The following is a 22,595-nucleotide window of genomic DNA, read 5'->3' as shown; positions in this document are numbered from 1 at the left end:
GGCGGCGAAGGTGGCCGTGGAGCCGCCGGCGTCGCAGCCGGGGCGGGCGGTGTCGGTGGCGCCGGCGGCGCGGGTGGTGCCGGCGGCACCCCGCCCCCGCCGGCTTCGGCCACCGTTTCCGCGAAGACCAGGGCGACGCTGCCGACCTGCCCCGGTTCCTCCACCGGGTCGCTGATCGGCCAGAAGACCAGCGCCGCAAGTGCCGCGGCGTGGAGTGCGGCCGAGCCTGTGACGGTGACCGCGCGCCGGAATGCGGCGCGGCCCGGCCGCGCCAGCGCTGCGCGACCTTCCGTGCCGCCGCCCGGCGCCACGTCCAGCATCGGCTCGCGGTCCGGGCGGGCGCGGCGGCGCGGCCCCGCGGTCACAGGACAGGCACGCCCTTCTGCTTGGCCTTGCCCTCCGGCTCGACATGGATGGTGATGATCGCGGTCTGCAACTCAGCCTTCAGCGCGGCCTCGATCCGGTCGCAGATGTCGTGAGATTCGCGCACGGTCATCGCGCCCGGCACGACCAGGTGGAATTCCAGGAAGGTGAAGCGGCCGGCGTGGCGGGACCGGAGGTCATGCGCCTCCAGCGCGCCTTCCGCCTGTTCGGCGACGATGGCGCGGATACGCTCCATGGTCGCCGGCGCCACTGCCTCGTCCATCAGCCCTCCGACGCTTTCGCGCACCAGCCGGAAGCCGGAGAACAGGATGTTCAGCGCCGTCAGTGCCGCGACCAGCGGATCGAGCCAGAGAAGGCCCGTCATGGCCACGAGCCCAACGCCGATGATGACGCCGATCGAGGTGATGACGTCCGACCAGAGATGGCGCGCATCCGCCATCAGCGCCGGGGACCGCATGGCCCGGCCCCGGCGCATCAGCAGTGTCGCCCAGCCGGCATTCAGCGCGCTGGCGAAGGCCGAAATGGCAAGGCCGAGCCCGGCCTGCTCGGGGGCGCGCGGGGCCAGGAACGCCTTCCAGGATTCGTTCAGGATCAGCAGCGCCGCGACGATGATCAGCGCGCCTTCCAGCACGGCGGAGAAATACTCCGCCTTGGCGTGACCATAAGGATGGTTGTCGTCGGCCGGCAGGGCGGAATAGGTGACGGCGACCAGCGCCGCGATGGCGGCGCCGACATTGACGATGCTCTCCAGCGCATCGGCCAGCAGCGCGACCGACCCGGTCAGCCACCAGGCGAGCGTCTTCAGCGCGAGCACCGCCAGCGACACCACGACGCTGCCGATGGCCAGCGTCGCCGCCCGATTCAACCTGCCTTCCACCATAGGCGGGGTTTACCCGCCCCCGCCTAGACGGAGAAGTACTTCGCGCGCGGGTGATGCAGGACGATGGCGCTGGTCGATTGCTCGGGGTGGAGCTGCCATTCGTCGCTGATCGTGACGCCGATCCGATCGGCGCCGAGCAGCTTCAGCAGCGGCACCTGGTCCTCCAGCCGCGGGCAGGCCGGGTAGCCGAAGGAGTAGCGGCCGCCGCGGTAGCCCTGCTGGAGCATCCTGTCCATGTCGCGGTCATCCTCACCCGCGAAGCCCCATTCGGCGCGGATGCGCTTGTGGACGTATTCGGCCATGGCCTCGGCCATCTCGACCGACAGGCCGTGGAGGTAGAGGTAGTCCTGGTAGCGGTTCTCCTCGAACCATTCCCGCGCGACGTCGGACGCCTTCTGGCCCACGGTCACGACCTGCAGGCCGATCACGTCGCGGCCGTCATCCACGTCGGTCACGAAATCGGCGATGCACTCGCCGTCTTCCTTCGGCTGGCGCGGCAGGGTGAAGCGGGTGGCTTCGGTCACACCATCTTCCTCGAACAGGATCAGGTCGTTGCCCTGCCCCGCGCATTTCCAGTAGCCGTAGATGGCCTGGGGCCGGAGGATGTTCTGCTCGCCGGTGATGCGCAGCATGCGTTGCAGCACCGGGCGCAGCTCCTGCTTCGCCCAGCCGAGGAAATCCTCCAGCGAGCGGCCCTGTTTCCGGAAGCCCCACTGGAACTGGTACAGGCTGCGCTCGTTGATGAAGGGCACGATGGCCTTGGGCGCGGCCTCGATGACGCGGGCGCCCCAGAAGGGCGGGGCGGGCGTCTTCGTCTCGGTGTTCACGCGGCGGCGGCGGGTCTGGACGGTGTTGACGTCCACCGGCGCGAAGCCGCGCGGATCCGCCGTGCCAAGCGTGCGGCGTTCGTTGCGCGACTTGCCGACGCGCTTCGCCTGCAACGCGGCCAGGTAGTCGTCGAAGCCGTTGCCGACGACCTTGTCCATCAGGTGCAGCCCGTCGAAGGCATCGCGCGCATAGGCGACGCGGCCCGAGGCATAGGACTTCACGCAATCCTCCTCGACATAGTTCCGGGTCAGCGCAGCCCCGCCGAGCATCACCGGAATGTCGAGGTTCTGGCGTGACATCTCCTCGAGATTCTCGCGCATCACCACGGTGGACTTCACCAGCAGGCCGGACATGCCGATGGCATGCGCGCGGTGCTCCTTCGCGGCGGCGACCATGTCGGCCAGCGGCACCTTGATGCCGAGGTTCACCACGCGATAGCCGTTGTTCGTCAGGATGATGTCGACGAGGTTCTTGCCGATGTCGTGCACGTCACCCTTCACGGTGGCGAGCACGATCGTCCCCTTCTCCTGCCCCGCGATGCGTTCCATGTGGGGTTCGAGATAGGCGACGGCGGCCTTCATCGTCTCCGCGGATTGGAGCACGAAGGGCAGCTGCATCTTGCCGGCGCCGAACAGCTCGCCCACCACCTTCATGCCGTCCAGCAGCACGTCGTTGATGATCGACAGCGGCGCGATGCCCTTGGCGAGCGCATCGGCCAACTCGTCGTCCAGCCCCTTGCGGTCGCCATCGACGATGCGGTCCTTGAGCCGGCCTTCGACCGTCTCGGCTCGGACCTTCTTGGTGCTGTCGGCCGCCTTCCGGCCGGAGAAGATCTCCAGCATCTTCTGCAGCGGGTCGTAGTCCTCGCGGCGGCGGTCGAAGATCAGGTCCTCGGCGACCTGCACCTCCTCGGGCGGGATCAGGTGCAGCGGCTTGATCTTCGACACATGCACGATGGCGCCGGTCATGCCGGCCTTCACCGCATGATCGAGGAACACCGAGTTCAGCACATGCCGTGCGGCGGGGTTCAGGCCGAAGGAGATGTTCGACAGGCCCAGGATGATCTGGATGTCCGGGAACTTCTCCCGGATCGCGCGGATGCCTTCCAGCGTCCACTGGCCGAGCTTGCGGTCGTCCTCATTGCCCGTCGCGATGGTGAAGGTCAGCGGATCGATCAGCAGGTCCGACTGCGGCATCCCATGCATGTCACAGGCGAATTCCACCAGCCGCGTCGCGATGCGCAGCTTGTCCTCGGCGGTCTTCGCCATGCCGACTTCGTCGATCGTCAGGGCGATGACTGCGGCGCCGAACTTCTTCGCTAGGATCATGCGATCCGTCGCATGGCCCTCGCCATCCTCGAAGTTGATGGAGTTGATGATCGGCTTGCCGCCATGCAGCTTCAGCGCGGCCTCGATCACCGGCGTCTCGGTGGAATCGATGACCAGCGGCGCGTTCACCGACGAGGTGAACCGCTTGATGACCTCGTTCATCTCGGCCATCTCGTCGCGGCCGACGAAGGCGGTGCAGATGTCGAGGGAGTTCGACCCCTCCCCCACCTGCTCGCGCCCCATCGCGACGCAGCCATCCCAGTCGCCGGCCGCCTGGCGTTCCCGCCACGCCTTGGACCCGTTGGCGTTGCAGCGTTCGCCGATGGAGAAATACGCATTCTCCTGGCGCAGCGGCACGGCGGTGTAGAGCGAGGCGACCGACGGCACCCAGAACGACTTCCGCGCGACCGGCGCCGGGCGATGCGCGCCGCCGCCGAGCTTCCGCAGCATCGCATCCAGCGCCTGGATATGCGGCGTGGAGGTGCCGCAGCAACCGCCGATCAGGTTCACGCCATCCTCGGTGACGAAGCGTTCCATCCAGCTGGCGAGTTCCGCCGCGCCCAGCGGGTAATGAGTCTTGCCATCGACCAGTTCCGGCAGCCCCGCATTGGGCTGGCAGGAGACGAATCCCGGCCAGTTCTGCGACAGGAAGCGGACATGTTCCGCCATCTCCTGCGGCCCCGTCGCGCAGTTCAGCCCGATCAGCGGCACGTCGAGCGAATGCACCACCGCCGCCGCCGCGCCGATATCCGGGCCGACCAGCAGCGTGCCGGTCGTCTCGACCGTCACCTGCACGAAGACCGGGACGTCGGACTTCGCTTCCGCCTTCGCGATCTTCGCGGCGTTGACGGCGGCCTTGATGAACAGCGTGTCCTGGTTCGTCTCGGTCAGCAGCGCGTCGGCACCGCCGGCGATCAGGCCGCGGCATTGCACGAGCAGCGCCGCTTCCAGCGCGTCATACGCGATATTGCCGAGGCTCGGCAGCTTCGTCCCCGGGCCTATGTCGCCGATCACCCAGCGGTGCCGGCCATCAGCAAAACTCTCCGCCGCCTCGCGCGCGATCTCAACGGCGTTCTTGTTGAGCTCGAAGGCGCGATCCTCCAGCTCGAACTCGCCGAGCGTGACCGGCGATCCGCCGAAGGTGTTGGTCAGCACCATGTCGGCGCCGGCCTCGTAATAGCCGCGATGGATCTCCCGCACGACATCCGGGCGCGACAGCACCAGCACGTCCGTGCAGTTCTCCTTCCCCCAGAAGTCGCGATCGACGTCGAGGTCCATCACCTGCACGCGGCTGCCCATGCCGCCGTCACACAGAAGCACGCGGTCGCGCAGGGCATCGAGCAGGTGGGGACGGGACATGGACAACAGCCTCAGGCGGTCAAAGCAGGATGGGTCTTGCGTTCCGCGACCCAGAGGCGGACGGGCAGCGCGCCCGGAATCGTCAGGCTGCGCGCCGGCACGCAGCCGGTCGCACCGAGCCAGCCCGCAATCTCGGCATCGTCGAAGCCCGGCCAGCGATGCGCGTGGGCGCCAAGCAGATCGGCGCGGTCATGCGGCGCGAGGTCGACCAGGAGCAGCACGCCACCCGGCTTCAGCACGCGCCCGGCTTCGGTCAGCGCCGCGGCAGGGTCCTCGGCATAATGCAGCACCATCTGCAACGTGACCGCGTCGAAGGATCCATCGGCGAGCGGCAGCCGGTACATATCGGCCTGCCGCACCGCGACATGCGGCACGCCGCGCTCGGCGAGCCGGGTCCGCGCCAGCGCGAGCATGTCGCGGGAGGCATCGACGCCCAGCCCTTCCTCGATGCGCGACGCCAGCCGCTCCAGCAGCCCGCCCGTGCCGCAGCCGATATCCAGCAGCCGGCCGACCTGCGCCGGCAGCGCATCCAACAGTGCCGCCTCGATCTCGGCGCCGGGCAGGTCCAGCGCGCGCATCTCGTCCCAATCGGCGCCGTGACGGCGGAAGGAATCCGAGGCCGCGCGCGCGCGCTCGGCGGCCAGCCGGGCGGCGGCACGACGATCGGCGGCGAGCAGCAGATCGTCCTCCGGCAGCCGTGCCAGGATCTGGCGCGCGAGGTCGGCCTCCGGCGGCACCTGGAACCAGGCATTGGCGCCTTCGGGCGTGCGTGCGAGAAGCCCGGCCTCGACCAGCAGCTTCAGGTGGCGCGATAGCCGCGGCTGGGATTGCCCGAGGATCGCCACCAGATCCGACACGCACCAAGCGCCGCGCGCGCAGAGCGCGAGCAGGCGAAGCCGGGTTGGCTCGGCCGCTGCGCGAAGTTGGGTGAGCAGCTCATCCATGATGGGCTGGACATAGTCATAAAGATATCCTTATGTCCAGCACATCATGGCCTGGTCGATCGACGCCCGGATACCGCTGACCGTGCTCCCCGACGCCGAGGCGCTGGCGGGTGCGCTCGCCGCCGCCCGGCCCGCGGCCGTGCTCGCCGAGGGAGAACCGCCTGCCGGCACCGCCGCCCTGGTCATCGACAGCTTCCTGCCGACCGTCAACCACGCCGTGGGATGCGCCTGCTGCGCCGGGCGCAGCGGCGCTGCCATAGCGCTCGACCGGCTGTTCCAGAGCCGGGTGCGCGGCCGCAGCGGCTGGTTCGAGCGCGTCCTGGTCGTGGGCGCGTCGCCGGCCGGCCGCGCGGAGGTCGAGTACGCCTTGGCGCACGACCCGTTGACGGCCTCGCGCTTCCGCGTCGCACCCGGATAATCGCCCATCGTATCGAATTCGCTGCCAGGATGCCGATGGCCGCAGGAGACGGCTCCTGCGCCCGCTCCGAAAGGGAGACGCGCCATGGCATCGATCACCGAGACCGCAACCGCGTTCTTCGAGGCCTGTGAGGCCGGCAAGGGCTGGGCCGCCTGCGCCGCCCATTGCCACCCCGACGCCAGTTTCGCCGCACAGGCCGAACCGCTGGCCGACACGCGCAGCCTGCGCGACTACTGCGACTGGATGCAGGGGCTGATCGGGTTCATCCCGGATGGCCGCTACACGCTGAAGGCCTTCGTCACGGACGCGGCGCAGGACTGCGTCGTGGCCGTCGCGACGTTTCACGGCACGCATACGGGCCCGGGCGGTCCGATGGCGCCGACCGGCAAGCACACCGACACGGACTATGTCTATGCGATGCAGTTCCAGGATGGCCGTATCCGGCACATGACCAAGGTCTGGAATGCCGGCTGGGCCATGCGGGAACTCGGCTGGGCGGCCTGATCCGCGGCGCGGCGCCTGTCAGCCAGGGGGCAGGGTCCTTTCCCCTTCCCCCAGCGCCTTCTGCATCTGCACGACATCGACCCAGCGGCCAGAAGCGCGCAGCGGTCGAGGCCGCGCTTGCCGACGACGTGATGGTAACTCTACACGCCCGCCGGATGGTTAGCCGCCGTCGGGCTCGACGGCGTCGCGCGGCAGGCCGCGCTGCTTGTTCGGTCCAGAATGCTCGAGGTCGAGCGGGCCCGCGATCTGCTGCAAGGCCAGGACGACCCGCCGCGCCAGCGCGTCCTCGTTGCCGGGCATGCCTTCCTCCACGGCGACCGACACGCTCGCCGCATCATTCATCCAGCGACGCAGGATCTCGATCTTCTGCTGCTTGCTCAGCCTATCCTCCGCCAGCACCGCCTCCGGCGTCGCGAAGACGGAGGGTGGATCGAGCATCGCCCGCTCGATGAATGCCTTGGGGTCGGTCGCGGGCATGGGTCGATGTCTCCGTCGCGCTCCATCCTTAGATGGTGGGCTGCGACGCGCCACGCAACGCGGCTCAGGAAGGCAGGGTGCGGTCGCCCTCGCCCAGCGCCTTCTGCATCTGCACCACGTCGACCCAGCGGCCGAACTTCATCCCCACGGCCTTCAGCACGCCAACCTGGCGGAAGCCCAGCGAGACGTGCAGCCCGATCGAGCCGACATTCTCGGAATCGCCGATCACGGCGACCATCTGGCGGATGCCCATGGCCTCCGCCCGCGCGAGGAGCTCGGCCACCAGCGCCTTGCCCACGCCCTGGCCGCGAATGTCGTCGCGGACGTAAATCGAGTCTTCCGCGGTGAAGCGATAGGCGGCACGCCCGCGGAACGGCGCGAAGTAGCCGAAGCCGAGCACCAGCCCGTCCTGCTCGGCCACCAGACAGGCGCAGCCCGCCGCCTGCACCTTCGCGATGCGGTCGGCCATCTCGGCGTCGTCCGGCGGCACTTCCTCGAACGTGCCGGTGCCGTGCAGGACGTGGTGAGCGTAGATCGCGGCGATCGCCGGGATATCGGCCGAGGTGGCGTCGCGCAGCTGCGCGGTCATGCGGGCAACCCGGCGGCGCGGGCGAGCGCCACGGCGAGGGCGAGCAACGACTGGTCGGTGCCCGGCGCGCCGACAAGCGACAGCCCAACCGGCGCACCCTGCACCCGGCCGGCAGGCAGCGTCACCTCGGGCAGGCCGCCGAGGCCCGCGATTGCCGTCACACCCATGGTCTTCTCCCGCACCGCATTCTGGTCGGCCGGGCTCGCGCTCAGCAGCGGCGCCGGCATCGGGGATGTCGGATAGACCAGCACCGCCCCGCCGGCCAGTAGCGCGCCCAGGCGGGCCTGAATCACCCGGCGCAGCGCACGGCCGGCGGCGACCTTGGCGGGGTCCATCGCCTTCGCCGCGGCGAAACGGTCCCTCACCGCCGGGCTGAAGCTCGGGCCCGTCGCCTCGATCCAGGGGCCGAGGCTCGTCCAGGCCTCAGCGGCCTGGGCGCAGCGGAAGCCCTCGTACAATGCGCCAAGCCCTTCGGGCGCCAGATGGATAGGCAGCGCCGGGCCGCACAGGCGCTCCGCGGCGGCCAGCGCCGGGGCGAGGGCAGCAGCCGTCGCGGGCTCGGCATTGACCCAGGCGTCCTGAACCTTCAGCAGCGGCCCCGTGGCCGCCACGGTGCCGGCGGGCGGCAGCAGCACGTCCCCGGCGCGGCGCAACATCCCGGCCGTGGCGGCAAACCAGCCGGCGGTGTCGAAAGCCGGACCGAGCGGACAGGCACCGGTCAGGCTGACCGCGCCCCAGGACGGCCGGATGCCGTAGATGCCGCAATAGGAGGCGGGAATTCGCACGGACCCGCCGGTGTCGGAGCCCATGGCGATGTCGACCAGCCCGGCCGCGACCGCCGCCGCCGAGCCGCAGGACGAACCGCCCGGGAACCGGTCCGGCGCCGCCGGGTTGGTCGGCGTGCCGTACCAGACATTCTCCCCGGTCAGGCCATAGGCGAGTTCGACCGTCTTGGTCTTGCCGGCGAGCCGCGCGCCGGCCTCGAGCAGCGCGGTGACGACGACCGCGTCGCCGGTCGCAGGCCCATGCGTCCGGGCCCAGTCCGGATTGCCGTAGCCGGTAACATCGCCGGCGATGTCATACAGATCCTTGACCGCGAAGGAGAAGCCAACGAGCGGTCCGGTTGCGGCGCCGGCGCGCTGCACCCGCGTGCCGGGCACGAAGGCGCCCACCGGATCGTCCGTCATGTGTATCCCCCGTCGCTGGTCACGTAAGGGTGAAGCAGCCGTGCCGCGCTGACAACCGGAGAGAGGCGCTGCCGCATCCACGGAGGATCACAATGTTCGATGCGGTCACGTCATGCACGTCGGCCGATGCCGGCGATCGCCGGCTGTGGCCGCCCACGCGACCGCGCTGTGGCACGTACCGGGCGGAGGGCCGCCCGATACGATGCCGTCCCGGTCAGCGGGCGCGCAGGAATTCCGGCACGCGCAGCAGGATGAACTCATTGTCGTCGGCGCGCGTCAGGTGGCGGCCGGCGCTGAACGGCAGGTTGTTGTCGTTGGCGACAATGATGTGGTCGGCATCGACCATCGCCACGTCCTCGATGGTGAAGAACGGGAAGGTGAAGCGGTCGTTCGGCGCATTGGCCGGCCGGTCCCCACGCTGCCGCGCGACGCCGTTCGGGTCCCGGATGGCCATCAGGTCGATATGGCCGATCTTGCGCACGAAGCCGTCCGCATCAACGTCGCCGAGGTCGACCAGGTAGATGCGCTTATGCCGCGCCGGGGCCGGCGTGCAGGGGCGCTCGGCGCTGGAGGTCTGGCCCTGCGCGCAGGCGAGGCCCGGATCGCCCTCCCCGTTGTCACGCTCGATGATCAGCGCGCGGCGGTCGTCGATCATGTTGAAGTCGCCGATCGCCGTCGCACCGGGCTCAAGGCGATAGCGCATGGTGCGGCCGGTCCAGGCAGCGCGGGCCGTGTCGAATTCCAGCATGCGGAGGAAGGCGCCCTCGGCCTGGTCGGAATTCGGGGCGTAGAGCGGCTGTTCGAGCAGGGCATAGAGCCGCGACCCGTCCGGCGAGGCGGCCATGCCCTCATACCCGCCCGAGCGACGCACGCGGAACGGCACGCCCTGCGTCGGTGTCGCCGGGATCGAGAAGGCGGGGTTGTCTGGCGAGCGCAGCGGCTGGCCGTCGAGCATCGTCTCGACGACGCGCTGCACGCGCCCCTGCGCATCGACATGGATCAGGAAGGGTCCGAACTCCTCGCCGATCCAGAAGCTGCCATCGGCCATGGGCTGGATGGATTCCGGGTCGAAATCCGCGCCGGTCAGCACGCGGGTCGGCGTCGCGTCTGTCACGATCGGGAAGGGAATCACCCGGTTCGGGTCGGACAGGAAGATGGTGCGCTCGACGGTCACCTGGCCGGTGCGGAAGTCCGGCCGCACCTTGTGGAACATCAGCAGCGCGTCGGCGCTGTTGCGGCGGTTGCCGAAGCCGTTGTCGGTCAGCACCCAATAGGCGCCCGGTTCGTTGGCGACGGGCTTGATGCCCGAGAAGCCCTGCACCGGCTGGCCGTTGAAGGGCAGCGAGAGCCCCGTGCGGCGGCTGCCATAGGCCGGGCCGGTATCGCCCGGCGCGCTGCCGACCTGCTCGTTGCGGACATTGCCGGCGCCCGTGAAGCGGCCGGAAACGGCGAAGCCCGGCGGCGCGCCCTCAGGGGGCGCGACGAAGGTCGCCGCCGGCAGCACGGCGTGGCCGGCGAGCGTCGCCTCGAAGCGCTGGTCGGCCAGGGCCGGACCGGCGGCCAGTATGGCAGTGGCGAGAAGAAGTCGGCGCATGGAACCCCCGAAATGCAAAAGCGGCGCGGGGGTAGCGCGCGTGGATTACATCGGTGTGACGCTGCGGCGGCAGTGGCGGGACAGTGTTCAGGCGGCGATCGGCATGCCGGGGAGCTCCCCCGCGCCGTGACCTCAGTTCAGGTTCAGCAGCGCGGCCTTGGTGCCCAGCGCGACCAGCATCGCCGCCACCACGGCCGGGCCCGCACCGAGCCGCTGCGCGACGACAAAAACGATCGTGCCGAGGATGAAGGCCCAGCTAACGATCTCACCGAGTGACGGGTCGGCCATGGCGGTTTCCTCCCGCTCAGCGTTTCCATCCCGTCATGTAGCGGAAATGCGGCCGCCATTCCACGAAATCACGCGCGGAAGGTCGCGAGGCTCCGCTTCGGCCTGCCGTCTGCCCCCCAGTTGGCCGCGTCCAGCCAGGCGGCGATGGCGTCCCGGCGGGCCGGCCATTCCTCATCGAGGATGGAGAACCAAGCGGTGTCGCGCCTACGGCCCTTCACCACCAGCACGTTGCGCAGCGTACCCTCATAGGTGAAGCCGAGACGATCGGCGGCGCGGCGGGACGGCATGTTGAGCGCGTTGCACTTCCAGGTCAGGCGGCGATAGCCGAGCTCGTCCATCGCATGGCGCATCAGCAGGAACATCGCCTCGGTCGCCGCGCGGGACCGCTGCATGCGGGGCGAGAACCAGATGTTGCCGATCTCGATATGCGCGCTCGACGGGAAGATCTCCATCAGCGTCAGCCAGCCGTCGGCGGTGCCCGTCACATGGGGCCGGACGGCCCAGGCCATCGGGTCGTGCGCCGATGCCATCGCGCCGACGTGGCTGCGCATGGCGGCCTCGGCGGCGAAGGGGCCGTAACCCATATATGCCCAGGAATCGTCGCCCGGCTGGCCCTGCGCGGCGAGAAACAACTCGGGCGCGTGGCGCACATGAAGGGGCTCCAGATCCACCGACACACCGCGATGCGGCACGCGCGGCGGCAGCGGGCGAGGCGTGACATCGACGCGAGGGCCGACGGGCGGGGTGGTCTCGGGATCGGCGGGGATCCCCGGGGGCAGGTCCTGCATGGCGGGCAGGAAAGCCGCGCGTCAGCCGCGGCACAAGATGGTGGCATTCCTGTTGCACAGATTGCCGCAGCGCAGCACAACATCCCTGTCATGAACGATGCCGCCATGCCCACTGCCGCGCCCGCCATTCCCCCTGCCTTCTTCGGGGAGCGCGTGACCTGGGTGCATCACTGGACCGACCGACAATTCTCGTTCCGCTGCACGCGGGACACGGCGTTTCGCTTCCGCGCAGGCGAATTCGCGATGATCGGACTGATGGTGAACGGCAAGCCGCTGGTTCGCGCCTACTCCATGGCGAGCCCGACATGGGACGAGGAACTGGAATTCCTCTCGATCAAGGTGCAGGAGGGCCCTCTCACCTCGCGGCTGCAGCATGTCGCGGTGGGCGATATCGTGCTGATCGGCCGGAAGCCGACCGGAACGCTGGTCACCGACAACCTGCTGCCCGGCCGGACGCTGTGGCTGCTGGCGACCGGAACGGGGCTCGCGCCCTTCCTGTCGCTGGCGCGCGAACCCGACGTCTATGACCGCTACGAGAAGGTCGTCGTCGTCCATACGGTGCGCGAGGCCAGGGAACTGGCGCATCGCGCCCTGTTCGAGACCGAACTGCCGGCGCATGAGTTCCTCGGCGAGATCGTCGCCGGGAAGCTCGTCTACTATCCCTCCCTGACGCGTGAGCCGTTCCACCACCAGGGCCGTGTCACCACCCTCATCGAGTCCGGCCGCCTCTTCGCCGATCTCGGCCTGCCGGGGCTCGATCCGGCGCATGACCGGGTCATGCTCTGCGGGTCGGAAGCGATGAACCGCGACATGAAGGCGATCCTCGAGGCACGCGGCTTCCAGGAAGGCTCGAACCACGCGCCGGGTACTTACGTGCTCGAAAAGGCCTTCGTAACCAAGTAATCGAGGGGCCGCTTCCGTCCCTCAATCCCCGGTACCCTGCGCTCTCGCAGCATCGCCCGTGCGAAAATCGCGCGGCGGAAAAGCTGATGCTTGCGTTGGGCCATGGCTTTGGGCGCAATTAACCGGTTGGATTCGTCGATCGGGGCCGGCGCGTGTGGCTTGGGTCGAGACCGGCACAACGACACAAGGCCGGCAAAGCCGGAGGGGGAAGTCCATGAGCTCCGCGACGATGAAGGCTGACGAAGCCGTTCGTCCCATGACGAGGGAGGAGCGCAAGGTCATCATCGCATCCTCTCTCGGCACCGTGTTCGAATGGTACGACTTCTATCTGTTCGGTTCGCTGGCGGCGGTGATCGGCGCGAACTTCTTCAATCCGCTCGGCGCTGACGGGCAGCCAATGTTCAACGAGGCTACGCGCAACATCTTCGCGCTGCTGGCCTTCGCCGCCGGCTTCCTGGTGCGGCCCTTCGGGGCTCTGGTGTTCGGCCGGCTGGGCGACCTGGTGGGGCGGAAGTACACCTTCCTCATCACCATAGTGATCATGGGCACCTCGACCTTCCTGGTCGGCATCCTGCCCACCTCCGCGAGCATCGGCATCTCGGCCGCGGTCATCCTCATTCTCCTGCGCATGCTCCAGGGGCTCGCCCTAGGCGGCGAGTACGGCGGCGCGGCGACCTATGTGGCGGAACATGCGCCTCAGGGCCGGCGCGGCTTCTACACCTCCTTCATCCAGGTCACGGCGACGGCCGGTCTGTTCCTCTCGCTGCTCGTGATCCTGTTCACCCAGATCGCGCTGGGCCCCGAGGCCTTCGCCGCCTGGGGCTGGCGCATTCCGTTCCTGGTGTCCGTCCTGCTGCTCGGCATCTCGGTCTGGATCCGGCTCCAGATGGAGGAGAGCCCGGCCTTCCAGCGCATGAAGGCGGAAGGGACGCATTCCAAGGCGCCGCTGACGGAAGCCTTCTTCCAGTGGAAGAATGCGAAGATCGCGCTGTTCGCGCTGCTCGGCCTCGTCGCCGGCCAGGCGGTCGTCTGGTACACGGGCCAGTTCTACGCGCTGTTCTTCCTCGGCCAGGTGCTGAAGGTGGACAGCTTCACCACCAATATGCTGATCGCCTGGTCGCTGCTGCTCGGTTCGGGCGGCTTCGTGTTCTTCGGCTGGCTGTCCGACAAGATCGGCCGCAAGCCGATCATCCTCGGCGGCTGCCTGATCGCGGCGCTAACCTACTTCCCGCTGTTCAAGCTGCTGAGCGCGGAAGCCAATCCGGACCTGCACCGCGCACACCAGACCATCCCCGTACAGGTTGTCGTGGATCGGTCCACTTGCTCCTTCCAGTTCAACCCGACCGGCACGGCGCAGTTCACCAATGCCTGCGACATCGCCAAGGCCGCCCTGGCCCGCGCGTCGGTAAACTATTCGGTCGAGGAGGCGGCGGGGCGCGCCGGCGCCGGCGTGCGGATCAACAACACGATGATCGAGGCGCCGCAGCTGCGTAACATGGCTCCCGCCGAGCGCGGGCCCGCGGCGGCGGCCTTCAACCGCCAGGTGTCCGCGGCGCTGACGGCCGCCGGCTATCCGGCGGCGGCCAACCCGTCGGTGGTCCGGATGTCGAACCCCTTCGACATCTTCCGCGAACAACCGGCCGTCCTGATCGGCGTACTGACTTTGCTCGTCATCTACGTGACCATGGTCTACGGCCCGATTGCGGCGGCACTGGTGGAACTGTTCCCCACGCGCATCCGCTACACCTCGATGTCGCTGCCCTATCACATCGGCAATGGCTGGTTCGGCGGGCTGCTGCCCGCGACGGCCTTCGCCATGATCGCGCAGACGGGCGACGTCTATTTCGGCCTTTGGTACCCGATCGTCATCGCGCTGATGACTGTCGTGATCGGCATCTTCTTCGTACCCGAGACGAAGGATCGCGACATCTACGCAGGCGACACCGTCCGGCATTGATGGCCGTGCGGACGTGAAGGGGGCGGCGCCGGGCAACCGGCGCCGCCCCTTTCTTTGCCGGCCCTTGCCTGCCCGGCGCCGGCCGGTCCAGGCTCGGCGGGACGGGGATGACAACGACAGGAAACGCCGCCATGGATGCCGCCGCAGGCTACGATGCGACCATCGCGGATTGGCGCCGCGACCCGGAGGGCTACTGGGCCGCCGCCGCACGCGGCATCGATTGGGACACGCCGCCCGCGCGCATCTTCGATCCCTCCCTCGGCGTCTATGGCCGCTGGTTTCCCGGCGGGCAGCTGAACACCTGCCACAACGCCGTCGACCGTCACGTCGCCGCCGGCCGTGGGCTGCAGCCCGCCATCATCTGGGACAGCCCGATGACCGGGCGCGTCGAGACCATCACCTATGCCGACCTGCTCGACCGCGTCGCGCGGCTGGCCGGCGCGCTGGCGGCACGCGGCGTGGCCAAGGGCGATCGCGTCATCGTCTACATGCCGATGGTGCCGGAAGCGGCCATCGCCATGCTCGCTTGCGCGCGTCTCGGTGCCGTGCATTCGGTGGTGTTCGGCGGCTTCGCGGCGGCCGAGCTCGCCACCCGCATCGCCGATGCGACGCCGAAGGCGATCGTCACCGCGTCCTGCGGGCTCGAACCCGGCCGCGTCGTCGCCTACAAGCCGCTGATCGACGCCGCGATCGGCCTATCGCCACACAAGCCGGATGCGGTGCTGATCCTGCAGCGCGCCGAACACCCCTGCGCGCTGACGCCCGGTCGCGATGCCGATCTGCTCGCCGCGATGGACGCAGCCGCGCCACACCCGTGCGTCCCCGTCGAGGCGACGGACACGCTCTACATCCTCTACACCTCCGGCACGACCGGGGCGCCGAAGGGAATCCTGCGCGACAATGGCGGCCACGCGGTCGCGCTGCACAACTCCATGTCCCTGGTCTACGGCGTCGGGCCCGGCGACGTGTTCTGGGCGGCCTCCGATGTCGGCTGGGTCGTCGGCCATTCCTACATCGTCTACGCGCCGCTGCTCGCCGGCTGCACGACTGTGCTGTTCGAGGGCAAGCCGGTCGGCACACCCGATGCCGGCACCTTCTGGCGCGTCTGCGCGCAGCATGGCGTGAAGGTGCTGTTCACCGCGCCGACCGCGATCCGCGCCATCAAGAAGGAAGACCCGGACGGCGCGCTGATGCGGCGCCACGACCTGTCTCGACTGGACGCGCTGTACCTCGCCGGCGAGCGCTGCGACCCGGACACCGTCACCTGGTCGCAGCGCCTGCTCGGCAAGCCGGTCGTCGACCATTGGTGGCAGACCGAGACGGGCTGGACCATCACCGGCAATTTCCGCGGCCTCGGCCTGTTCCCGACGAAGCCGGGTTCCGGCGGCAAGCCGGCGCCGGGATACGACGTCGTCGTGCTGGACGAGGCGAACCGGGAAGTCCCGCCCGGCCAGATCGGCTCCCTCGCCGTTCGGCTGCCCCTGCCGCCATCATCCCTGCCGACGCTGTTCCACGCCGACGACCGCTTCCGCGAGGCGTATCTCTCGGCCTTCCCGGGCCACTACTCGACCGCCGATGCCGGGTTGATCGATGAGGACGGCTATGTCTGGGTGATGAGCCGCACCGACGACATCATCAACGTCGCGGGCCATCGCCTGTCCACCGGCGCGATGGAGGAAGTGCTCGCCGCGCATCCCGATGTTGCCGAATGCGCCGTGGTCGGCGTGCGCGATACGCTGAAGGGGCAGGTGCCGCTCGGCCTGGTCGTGCTGAAATCCGGCGTGACGAAGGCCGAAGCGGAGATCGGCCGCGAGCTGGTCGCCATGGTCCGCGACCGCATCGGCCCGGTCGCGGCCTTCAAGGAAGCCCGCGTCGTCATCCGCCTGCCGAAGACCCGCTCCGGCAAGATCCTGCGCGCGACGCTGCGCCGGATCGCCGATGGCGACGACTACGCCGTACCGCCGACGATCGACGACCCAACCATCCTCGAGGAGGTGGGAACGGTGCTGAAGGGGGCGATGCGGTAAGTTCTCAAGTGCCGAACCGCGCCTGCTCGATCAACAGCACGAGGTCGCGCCCCGTGCCCGGTTCCCGCACCGCGCCATCGAAGGCCAGCGCGATCTCGTTCATCCCCCCGCGCAGCGTGACGTCCAGCTCGATCTCGCCCGCCTGCCGCAAACCGCCGCCCTCGATATCGACGAGGCTCGTCGCACCGCCATCCAGCGTGACGCGCATGCCCAGGCGCGGCAGCAGGCAGCGATAGCGCAGCGTCAGCCGCGCCGGTCCCGCGGCATTCGTCTCCACGGCAAGCTGCGCCGTGCGGGCCACGATCCAGCGAACGCCGGCGGGCACGCCCAGTTCCGCGAACGGCCCTTCCACCGGCCCGACGCCCTCCGACAGGTCCCACCGCAAGCGCGGCCCGGTCAGGGGTGGTTCGGGCGCCGGCGAGGGCAACGCCATCCCGGCCGCGGCAGCCGGCCGCGTCGTGCCGGCCAGCACGGAGACCTCGGCCGAGAGCAGCGTCACCGCCTGCCCATCGACGGGCTCAGCCTGGAGGTTCCAGCGCATCCGCTCGCCCCCCGCGCGCAGCAGCGCCGGCGGCAGCGTGACGGTACCGAGCCAACACCCGCCGGCTTCCGCCGACAGCGGCAGCGCCGCCGTAGCGCCGGCGAGGTGCACCCTCACCTCCGGCGGCGGAGACGCCGGGTCGCAGCGCAGGCGGAAGGCGACCAGGCAGGGACGGTCCGGCATGGCCATCAGCTCGCCGCCGATGCCCGTTGCCACCGCCCACCCGCCGCCAGCCGCCGCCATGCCATCGACGCGCATCGCCGGCAGCGCCGTGGCGTCGTTCGCGCCGCCGCTGCCCGGCGCAGGACCCACCTGCATGTCCCCGACCAACACGCCCAGATCCCGGGCCTCATTCTGCGGCCGGTAGGTGAAGGGCAGGCGCAGCCGCAGGTCGATGCGCGGCCTCGCCCGCCCCGGCCCCGGTCCGCGCAGCGTCAGGCGCGCGCCGCGACCTTCCCGCTGCCACGTCACGGCAATGGGCTGGTCACCGGAACGAACCTCGGTGCGGTCCAACTGCTCGGCGCCGAAGAAGGACAGAAGGGTGAGGTCGAGCTGCCACGGCATATCGAAGGGCCAATCGAAGGCGATGACGGGCTCCTGCGTCGCCCAGCGCGCCGGGCGACCCTCGACCTGCTCCATGCGGTGCCAGCCGCCGTCGAGCCGCGCCAGGTCGACGGCCATCGTCGCCGGCCGGGCGACAAGGCTCGCCGCGGCTTTCTGGCGCACCCAAAGCCCGGCGATCTGGTCCATCAGGGCGCCGGCGCCGTTCGCCGCCCGATACCGCCTGCCGGCTTCTGCCGACAGCGCCGACAACTCCCCGATGCGAGGCAGAGCGGTGGCAAAGGCGGCTGCGATCGCCTCGGCGCTGTCGCCGTCATAGGCGACATGGCCAGCACCCCAGTAGCGCGCCTCGTTCTCCAGCCAGGTGCCGGCGGGGACGACGACCGGCGTGCCGAGGCTGATCGCCTCCCACAGCACGCCCGAGGATTTCCGCCGGTACAGCACCGGATCATAGGGGAACAGCGCGATCCCCACGTCCCGCGTCAGGGCACGGTAATCATCCCGCGCGAGCCGTCCGCCGGCGAGTTCAAGCGCGGGCCAATGCTCGGGCAGAGCCTGCAGCGCGGCGACGGCTGCCCGTGCCTCGCCCCACGCCGAGTTGCCGTTCACATGCGCGACCAGCCGCCAGTCCGGATGCTCGCTGGCGAGGCGCGGGATCAGGTCGGGCAGCAGCGCCACGCCCTTGTCCACCCGCGCATCCCCCGCGAACAGCAGCGCCCGCCGCAGCGGCTCCGGGTGGTCGGGACCGGGTTGCGGGCAGATCGGCAGCGGATGCGCCGGCACCGGGCGACCGAACAGCGCGCTGAATTCCGCCGCATGCTGCCCGCCGCTGGCGAACAGATGGACCGGCGGCCCGGCCTCCAGCGCCGCCCGCTCGGCCAGGCGGTAGAACAGCGCGCGGAGCGGCTCCTCGACCACCTGCCTTCCCTCGGCGTCCACCGTGACGCCTGAGGAAAACATCAGGTGCAGCAAGAAAAGCGGCGCCTCCAGCGGATCGAAGCCCTTCATCCAGCCGATGTAGCCGGCGAGATGATTCTCGGTCGCCGTCGGCACCAGCACCGCGTCGCCGGGCCGGAACTCGCTGCGCGGCAGCAGCGCGAGTTCCGACTGCAACAGGTCGTTGAGCAACCGCCAGTCATCCGCCGCGCCCGTGACCGGGTCGGGGTGCAGCTCGGCATAGGTGCTCGTGGAGAAATGCGGCAGGAACCGCACGCCGTCGATCGCCGCGGTGGTGAACCGCCGGTTGGCGACGATCGACACTGCCTCCCCGCGTGCCATCGCTTCCCGCGCGATCGCCATGTCGTAGGCCAGGTGGTGCCCGGCTTCGCCTTCGAGGTTGGGGTCGAGAATGACGAGGGCCATGGAACCTATTCGACAAGAGCGGCGGCGAAGGCGCCGAGCGCCGGGCTGCGCGCCAGCGGATACCGCGCGAGATGCGCGAGGATGGCAATGACGGCCTGCCGCGTCGCCTCGGCATCCCGCGCCGCGAGCAGCATCTCCGCCGCGATGCCGAGCGCGGTGTCGATCTCCTGCGCCGCCAGCGAAGTCCCGACCCTCGCTCGTCCGGCATCGAGATCGTAGGCGTGCCCGTGCGCCGGGCTGCGAACGGCCCGCGGGGCGAGGAGCGCTAGGGACGGCGAGTTGTGCGGGCGCGGCACGAACAGCACCCGGCATTGCGACGGCGGTGCCGGCGCCTCGATGGTGAAGACCGCACCTTCCTCGGCGGTGGCCGCGCAGAAGGCGGCCGCCGCGAAGGGCCGGAACGGCGTGGGAGGCGCGTCGGAGGCGATGAGCCGGGCGTCGCCGGGCTCCGGCCAGCCGGCGGCAATGACAGCGAAGCCACCCGTGACAGGTGGGCGGAAGGTGGCGGCGACGCCTGCTGCGGCAGGGCGCCAGGAGGCGGGCGGGAGGACGAGGAGACCGGTCACGGGCAGACGGTGAGGGGCCTTGCCCCTCCCCGAACCCCACCCCACCAAAGGCCGAAAGGCCTTTGGAAACCTTGACATGGCGCCTGGCGACACGGGCGAACGGAGGCGCGAGACGAGCACCTGCGCATTGGGGCCGCAGCGCGGGAATCACGTCTCCGCAGGGCCTGGTGCCAGGTGTCGGCTTCGCGAATGGTGGTACTCACGGAGATGCAAGAGATTGAACCCCATTCCCCGCGCCGGGCCCGGTTGGCGTCACCCACGACAGCCACACCGCCTCGCCGGGCGGCAAATGGAGGTTTCCAAAGGCCTTTCGGCCTTTGGTGGGGAGAGGTCCGGAGAGGGGCGACGCCCCTCTCCGATCGCCCGTCGCGCATCACCGCCCCCCCGCGGCCAGTGCCGCGTACACGCGCGCATGCCCCGCCGCGACATGCCGCCAGTCCAACGCCTCCGCCCGCACCCGCGCCGCCACGCTTATTGCCCCGGCCCGCCCCGCATCGGCCGCAAGGCCGAGCACCGCGTCGGCCAGCGCCCGCGCATCGCCCTGAGGCGCCAGGAGCGCGGCGCCGGCCGTCATCTCCGCCACGCCGCCGACATCGGTCGTCACGATCGGCCGTCCGCAGGCCATGGCTTCGAGGATGGCGTTGTTGGCCGTTGCATCCGTCAGCGGCAGCAGCAGCGCGTCGGCATCGCGATAAGCCTGGCGCAGCGCTTCGTCGGTCAGCCCGGCCTCGACCGTCACGCCGGGAGGGATGCCGCCGGGCGGCGCATGGGTGATCAGGCGCAGGCTGGCGTCGAGCCCGGCCCCGCGCAGCAGGTGGAGCGCCGCGAAGGCGGCGGCGTGGTCGCGCAGCCAGTGGCCGACCATGAGGAGGCGGAAACCCGGCCCGGCTGCACGCGGACCCGGGGTGAAGAAGCCGCTGTCGATGCCGTGGGGGAGGATGTGGACCCGGGCGGGGTCCACGGCCGCGGGCATGGCCTCGCGCTGCGCCTCGCAAAGCAGAATGATGGCATCGAGCCGCGTGAGCAGCGCGGCGTTCACCATGCCGGTGAGCAACGCCGGCGGCTGGTGGAACGTCGCCGCCATGGCGGGTCGCCGGGCGCCGGCGAAAAGGTGCGCCGGAAGCCGCGGCAGCAGCGACAGGGCGAGTTCGCCGTCGATGGCGTGGATTACGTCGGTCGGCGTCGCGGCGCAGGCGGCAAGCAGCTCGGCCTCGGCAAGCCAGGCGTTGCCCTGCTGGCCGAAGGGCACGGCCCCGAGCAGCCGGCCCCAGGCGCGGTAGGTCTCGGCCTGCGGGCCGGCGAGCCCGGCGCCTAGCGGCGTGGCGCGGATCTCAGCCGCGATGCCTTCGGGCAGATGGCGCAGGAACTGATAGGGGCCGGATCGCGCACCGTGATGGCCGTGGATCGTATGCAGGGCGAGCAGCCGCATGCCGGTGCGGGTCGGCGGGTCGGGGGGGGCCTCGATCATGGCAACGGCCGGGCCACCTTCCTTGCGCAGCAGGATGTTGGCCGGAAAGCGGAGGAAGGGCGCGGCCGGCCGGGCGCAGACAGCGACCGGCGCCTGGCCGAAGGCGTGGACGGCGCGCGCATGGGCGGCGGCGTTCGGCGGCGGCAGGCGGCGCGGGGCGGCGACGGATTCGTACAACTCGGCAAGCTGCGCGCCGATTACCGGAAGGGCGTTCTCGGCCTCCACCTGCGCGCGGGCGCCGGCGCGCAGGCCGGCATCGCGATGGTGGCTAGTGACGAAGCGCAGCAGCGCCTCGGCCAGCGCATCCGGGTCGGCGGCGGCGGCAATGAGACCGCTGCTGCCCTCGCGCACCATTTCCGGGAGCCCCCCGACCGGCGTGGCGAGGCAGGGCGTGCCGCAGGCGAGCGCCTCCAGCGCGATGTTCGGGTAATTGTCCTCGAGCGAGGGAATGCAGGCGAGGTCGGCCGCGCCCAGGATGTCGCAGAGCACGGCGTCCTCGGTGACCTCGCCGAAGGCCAGGGTGGTCAATCCTTCCCAGGCCGGCAGCGGCGAGCGGCCGAAGCCGGCCAGCGCCACCCGGGCACCGGGCGGCAGTGCGGCGGCGAGGCGGCCATCCTCGTGCAGCCGGCGCAGCGCCTCGACCAGCAGCGCGCCGCCCTTGCGGTGTTCGCGATTGTCGTAGGCGCCGAGCACCAGCAGCAGATCCGCCGGGCCGATGCCGAAGGCGGCGCGTAACGCCTGTCGATCGGCGCGCGGCGCGAAATGCTCCGTCTCGATCGCGTTCGGGACAACGGCGATGCGGCAGCCGCCGAGGATCGCGCTTTCCGCCGCGCGCTCCGCCATCCAGCGCGAGGGCGCGACGATCAGCGGGCCGGGGGCCGACCAGGCGGCGCGCTTCTCGGCGAAGGCATTGGGTGCCAGGGACCAGGGATCATGGAGCTGCGGGCAGGTCAGGCAGGCGGTGCGGTACTGCTCGCAGCCCGCCGGGTAGTGGCAGCCGCCGGTCATCGGCCAGAGGTCGTGCAGCGTCCAGACCACGGCCCGGCCTTCGGTTAGCCACCGCCTTAGTGTCGCCGGCTGGACCGACCAGGAGGTCCAGTGCAGGTGCAGGATGTCGGCCGCCGCGACCAGCGCCTGCCGGTCCACGGCCAGGCCGGGATGGGCGATGGAGAACAGCGTGTTGCCGGCATCGGAGCGGGCGGTCTGCACCACGCCCCACTGCACCCGGTCCCGCAGCACGGCCGCCAGCGCGGCCTCGCCCGGGTCCTCGGCGGGCACGGGGCGCAGCACGACGTCGTCGGGCGCGGTGGCGGAACCGTCGGTGAAGGCGAAGGCGGAGAGCAGGCCGGCCTGCCGCGCGGCGAGATGCGCCCGCCGTCCCGCCCGCCCCGCCCCGCCACCGGCGGTCGTGCTCAGATGGACGACGGTCCTTGCCACGCGCCGACCCTGTTCCCCTGCTGCTGCTCCGCGCGGGTCCTGATGCACCGCACAACGGGCCGGACTATGCGGGATGGGCCGGCTGGCGCCTACCCCTAAGCACGGCGTCGGCGGCTTTCGCCGCTGCACGCGGCGTGCGATCCTGCGGCCCCTGCGTCCGGCGCGGCTGTCCCATGCGTGACCGGCGGCCGGCGCGGACGAGAGC

At 70.3% G+C, this 22,595-nt stretch carries 17 protein-coding genes and 1 pseudogene; 5 read left to right on the top strand and 13 right to left on the bottom strand.

The features are described 5' to 3' along the window. From GXW78_RS19440 to GXW78_RS19425, 4 genes and pseudogenes are all read right to left on the bottom strand, one after another. Positions 1-365 (bottom strand): annotated as a pseudogene (locus GXW78_RS19440) (hypothetical protein); the annotation flags it as partial. Further along, complete coding sequence (locus GXW78_RS19435; RefSeq protein ID WP_211870556.1) at positions 362-1,264, bottom strand: cation diffusion facilitator family transporter; 903 nt, start codon at positions 1,262-1,264, stop codon at positions 362-364. The pseudogene GXW78_RS19440 and the gene GXW78_RS19435, both read right to left, overlap by 4 nt. Before the next feature lie 23 nt (positions 1,265-1,287). Further along, the gene (gene metH / locus GXW78_RS19430) at positions 1,288-4,779 is read right to left on the bottom strand and encodes a methionine synthase (RefSeq protein ID WP_211870555.1); all 3,492 of its coding nucleotides are present in this window, start codon (positions 4,777-4,779) and stop codon (positions 1,288-1,290) included. A gap of 11 nt (positions 4,780-4,790) precedes the next feature. Then, entirely contained in the window at positions 4,791-5,723 is a 933-nt protein-coding gene (locus GXW78_RS19425; RefSeq protein WP_211870554.1) for an ArsR/SmtB family transcription factor, read from the bottom strand. A 46-nt stretch (positions 5,724-5,769) separates the two neighbouring features. On the opposite strand from GXW78_RS19425, the gene GXW78_RS19420 reads away from it, so the two are divergent. Beyond that, a complete protein-coding gene (locus GXW78_RS19420) occupies positions 5,770-6,141 on the top strand; it encodes a hypothetical protein (RefSeq protein ID WP_211870553.1) in 372 nt (123 codons plus the stop codon). Positions 6,142-6,225: 84 nt separating this feature from the next. Beyond that, on the top strand, positions 6,226-6,645 hold the full coding sequence (locus GXW78_RS19415) for an ester cyclase (RefSeq protein WP_211870552.1): 420 nt from the start codon (positions 6,226-6,228) through the stop codon (positions 6,643-6,645). A gap of 159 nt (positions 6,646-6,804) precedes the next feature. On the opposite strand, the gene GXW78_RS19410 is transcribed toward GXW78_RS19415, so the two are convergent. From GXW78_RS19410 to GXW78_RS19385, 6 genes are all read right to left on the bottom strand, one after another. After that, a complete protein-coding gene (locus GXW78_RS19410; protein WP_211870551.1) occupies positions 6,805-7,122 on the bottom strand; it encodes a hypothetical protein in 318 nt (105 codons plus the stop codon). A gap of 64 nt (positions 7,123-7,186) precedes the next feature. Continuing rightward, a complete protein-coding gene (locus GXW78_RS19405; RefSeq protein ID WP_211870550.1) occupies positions 7,187-7,711 on the bottom strand; it encodes a GNAT family N-acetyltransferase in 525 nt (174 codons plus the stop codon). Next, positions 7,708-8,898 carry an amidase gene (locus tag GXW78_RS19400; protein WP_211870549.1) on the bottom strand — a complete coding sequence of 397 codons (1,191 nt, stop codon included), beginning with the start codon at positions 8,896-8,898 and terminating at the stop codon, positions 7,708-7,710. The genes GXW78_RS19405 and GXW78_RS19400 overlap by 4 nt, the downstream gene beginning before the upstream one ends. Before the next feature lie 214 nt (positions 8,899-9,112). Next, on the bottom strand, positions 9,113-10,492 hold the full coding sequence (locus GXW78_RS19395; RefSeq protein ID WP_211870548.1) for an esterase-like activity of phytase family protein: 1,380 nt from the start codon (positions 10,490-10,492) through the stop codon (positions 9,113-9,115). A gap of 132 nt (positions 10,493-10,624) precedes the next feature. Beyond that, positions 10,625-10,780 carry a hypothetical protein gene (locus GXW78_RS19390; protein WP_211870547.1) on the bottom strand — a complete coding sequence of 52 codons (156 nt, stop codon included), beginning with the start codon at positions 10,778-10,780 and terminating at the stop codon, positions 10,625-10,627. 68 nt (positions 10,781-10,848) lie between these two features. Beyond that, the gene (locus GXW78_RS19385; RefSeq protein WP_211870546.1) at positions 10,849-11,568 is read right to left on the bottom strand and encodes a GNAT family N-acetyltransferase; all 720 of its coding nucleotides are present in this window, start codon (positions 11,566-11,568) and stop codon (positions 10,849-10,851) included. A gap of 90 nt (positions 11,569-11,658) precedes the next feature. Here GXW78_RS19385 and GXW78_RS19380 point away from each other — a divergent pair, with 90 nt between their 5' ends. From GXW78_RS19380 to GXW78_RS19370, 3 genes are all read left to right on the top strand, one after another. Continuing rightward, positions 11,659-12,471 carry a ferredoxin--NADP reductase gene (locus GXW78_RS19380; protein ID WP_211870545.1) on the top strand — a complete coding sequence of 271 codons (813 nt, stop codon included), beginning with the start codon at positions 11,659-11,661 and terminating at the stop codon, positions 12,469-12,471. Between the two features lie 214 nt (positions 12,472-12,685). Then, complete coding sequence (locus GXW78_RS19375) at positions 12,686-14,428, top strand: MFS transporter (RefSeq protein ID WP_211870544.1); 1,743 nt, start codon at positions 12,686-12,688, stop codon at positions 14,426-14,428. 131 nt (positions 14,429-14,559) lie between these two features. Beyond that, positions 14,560-16,455, top strand: coding sequence for an AMP-binding protein (locus GXW78_RS19370; protein ID WP_211870543.1), 1,896 nt, complete (start codon positions 14,560-14,562; stop codon positions 16,453-16,455). Positions 16,456-16,459: 4 nt separating this feature from the next. Here the strand turns inward: GXW78_RS19370 and GXW78_RS19365 are convergent, their stop codons facing one another. The 3 genes from GXW78_RS19365 to GXW78_RS19355 form a co-directional block, all read right to left on the bottom strand. After that, on the bottom strand, positions 16,460-18,919 hold the full coding sequence (locus GXW78_RS19365; protein WP_211870542.1) for a glycosyltransferase: 2,460 nt from the start codon (positions 18,917-18,919) through the stop codon (positions 16,460-16,462). A gap of 5 nt (positions 18,920-18,924) precedes the next feature. Beyond that, positions 18,925-19,485 (bottom strand): hypothetical protein, encoded by a 561-nt coding sequence (locus GXW78_RS19360; RefSeq protein ID WP_211870541.1) that lies wholly within the window; start codon positions 19,483-19,485, stop codon positions 18,925-18,927. A gap of 373 nt (positions 19,486-19,858) precedes the next feature. Further along, positions 19,859-22,390 carry a glycosyltransferase gene (locus GXW78_RS19355; RefSeq protein WP_211870540.1) on the bottom strand — a complete coding sequence of 844 codons (2,532 nt, stop codon included), beginning with the start codon at positions 22,388-22,390 and terminating at the stop codon, positions 19,859-19,861. Positions 22,391-22,595 lie beyond the last annotated feature (205 nt).

Origin of the sequence: Neoroseomonas terrae (assembly GCF_018129025.1) — a bacterium.
In the GTDB taxonomy this organism is placed as follows: domain Bacteria; phylum Pseudomonadota; class Alphaproteobacteria; order Acetobacterales; family Acetobacteraceae; genus Neoroseomonas; species Neoroseomonas terrae.
The sequence above is the reverse complement of the archived record's forward strand: the minus strand, read 5'-3'. Positions and strand labels throughout refer to the sequence as shown.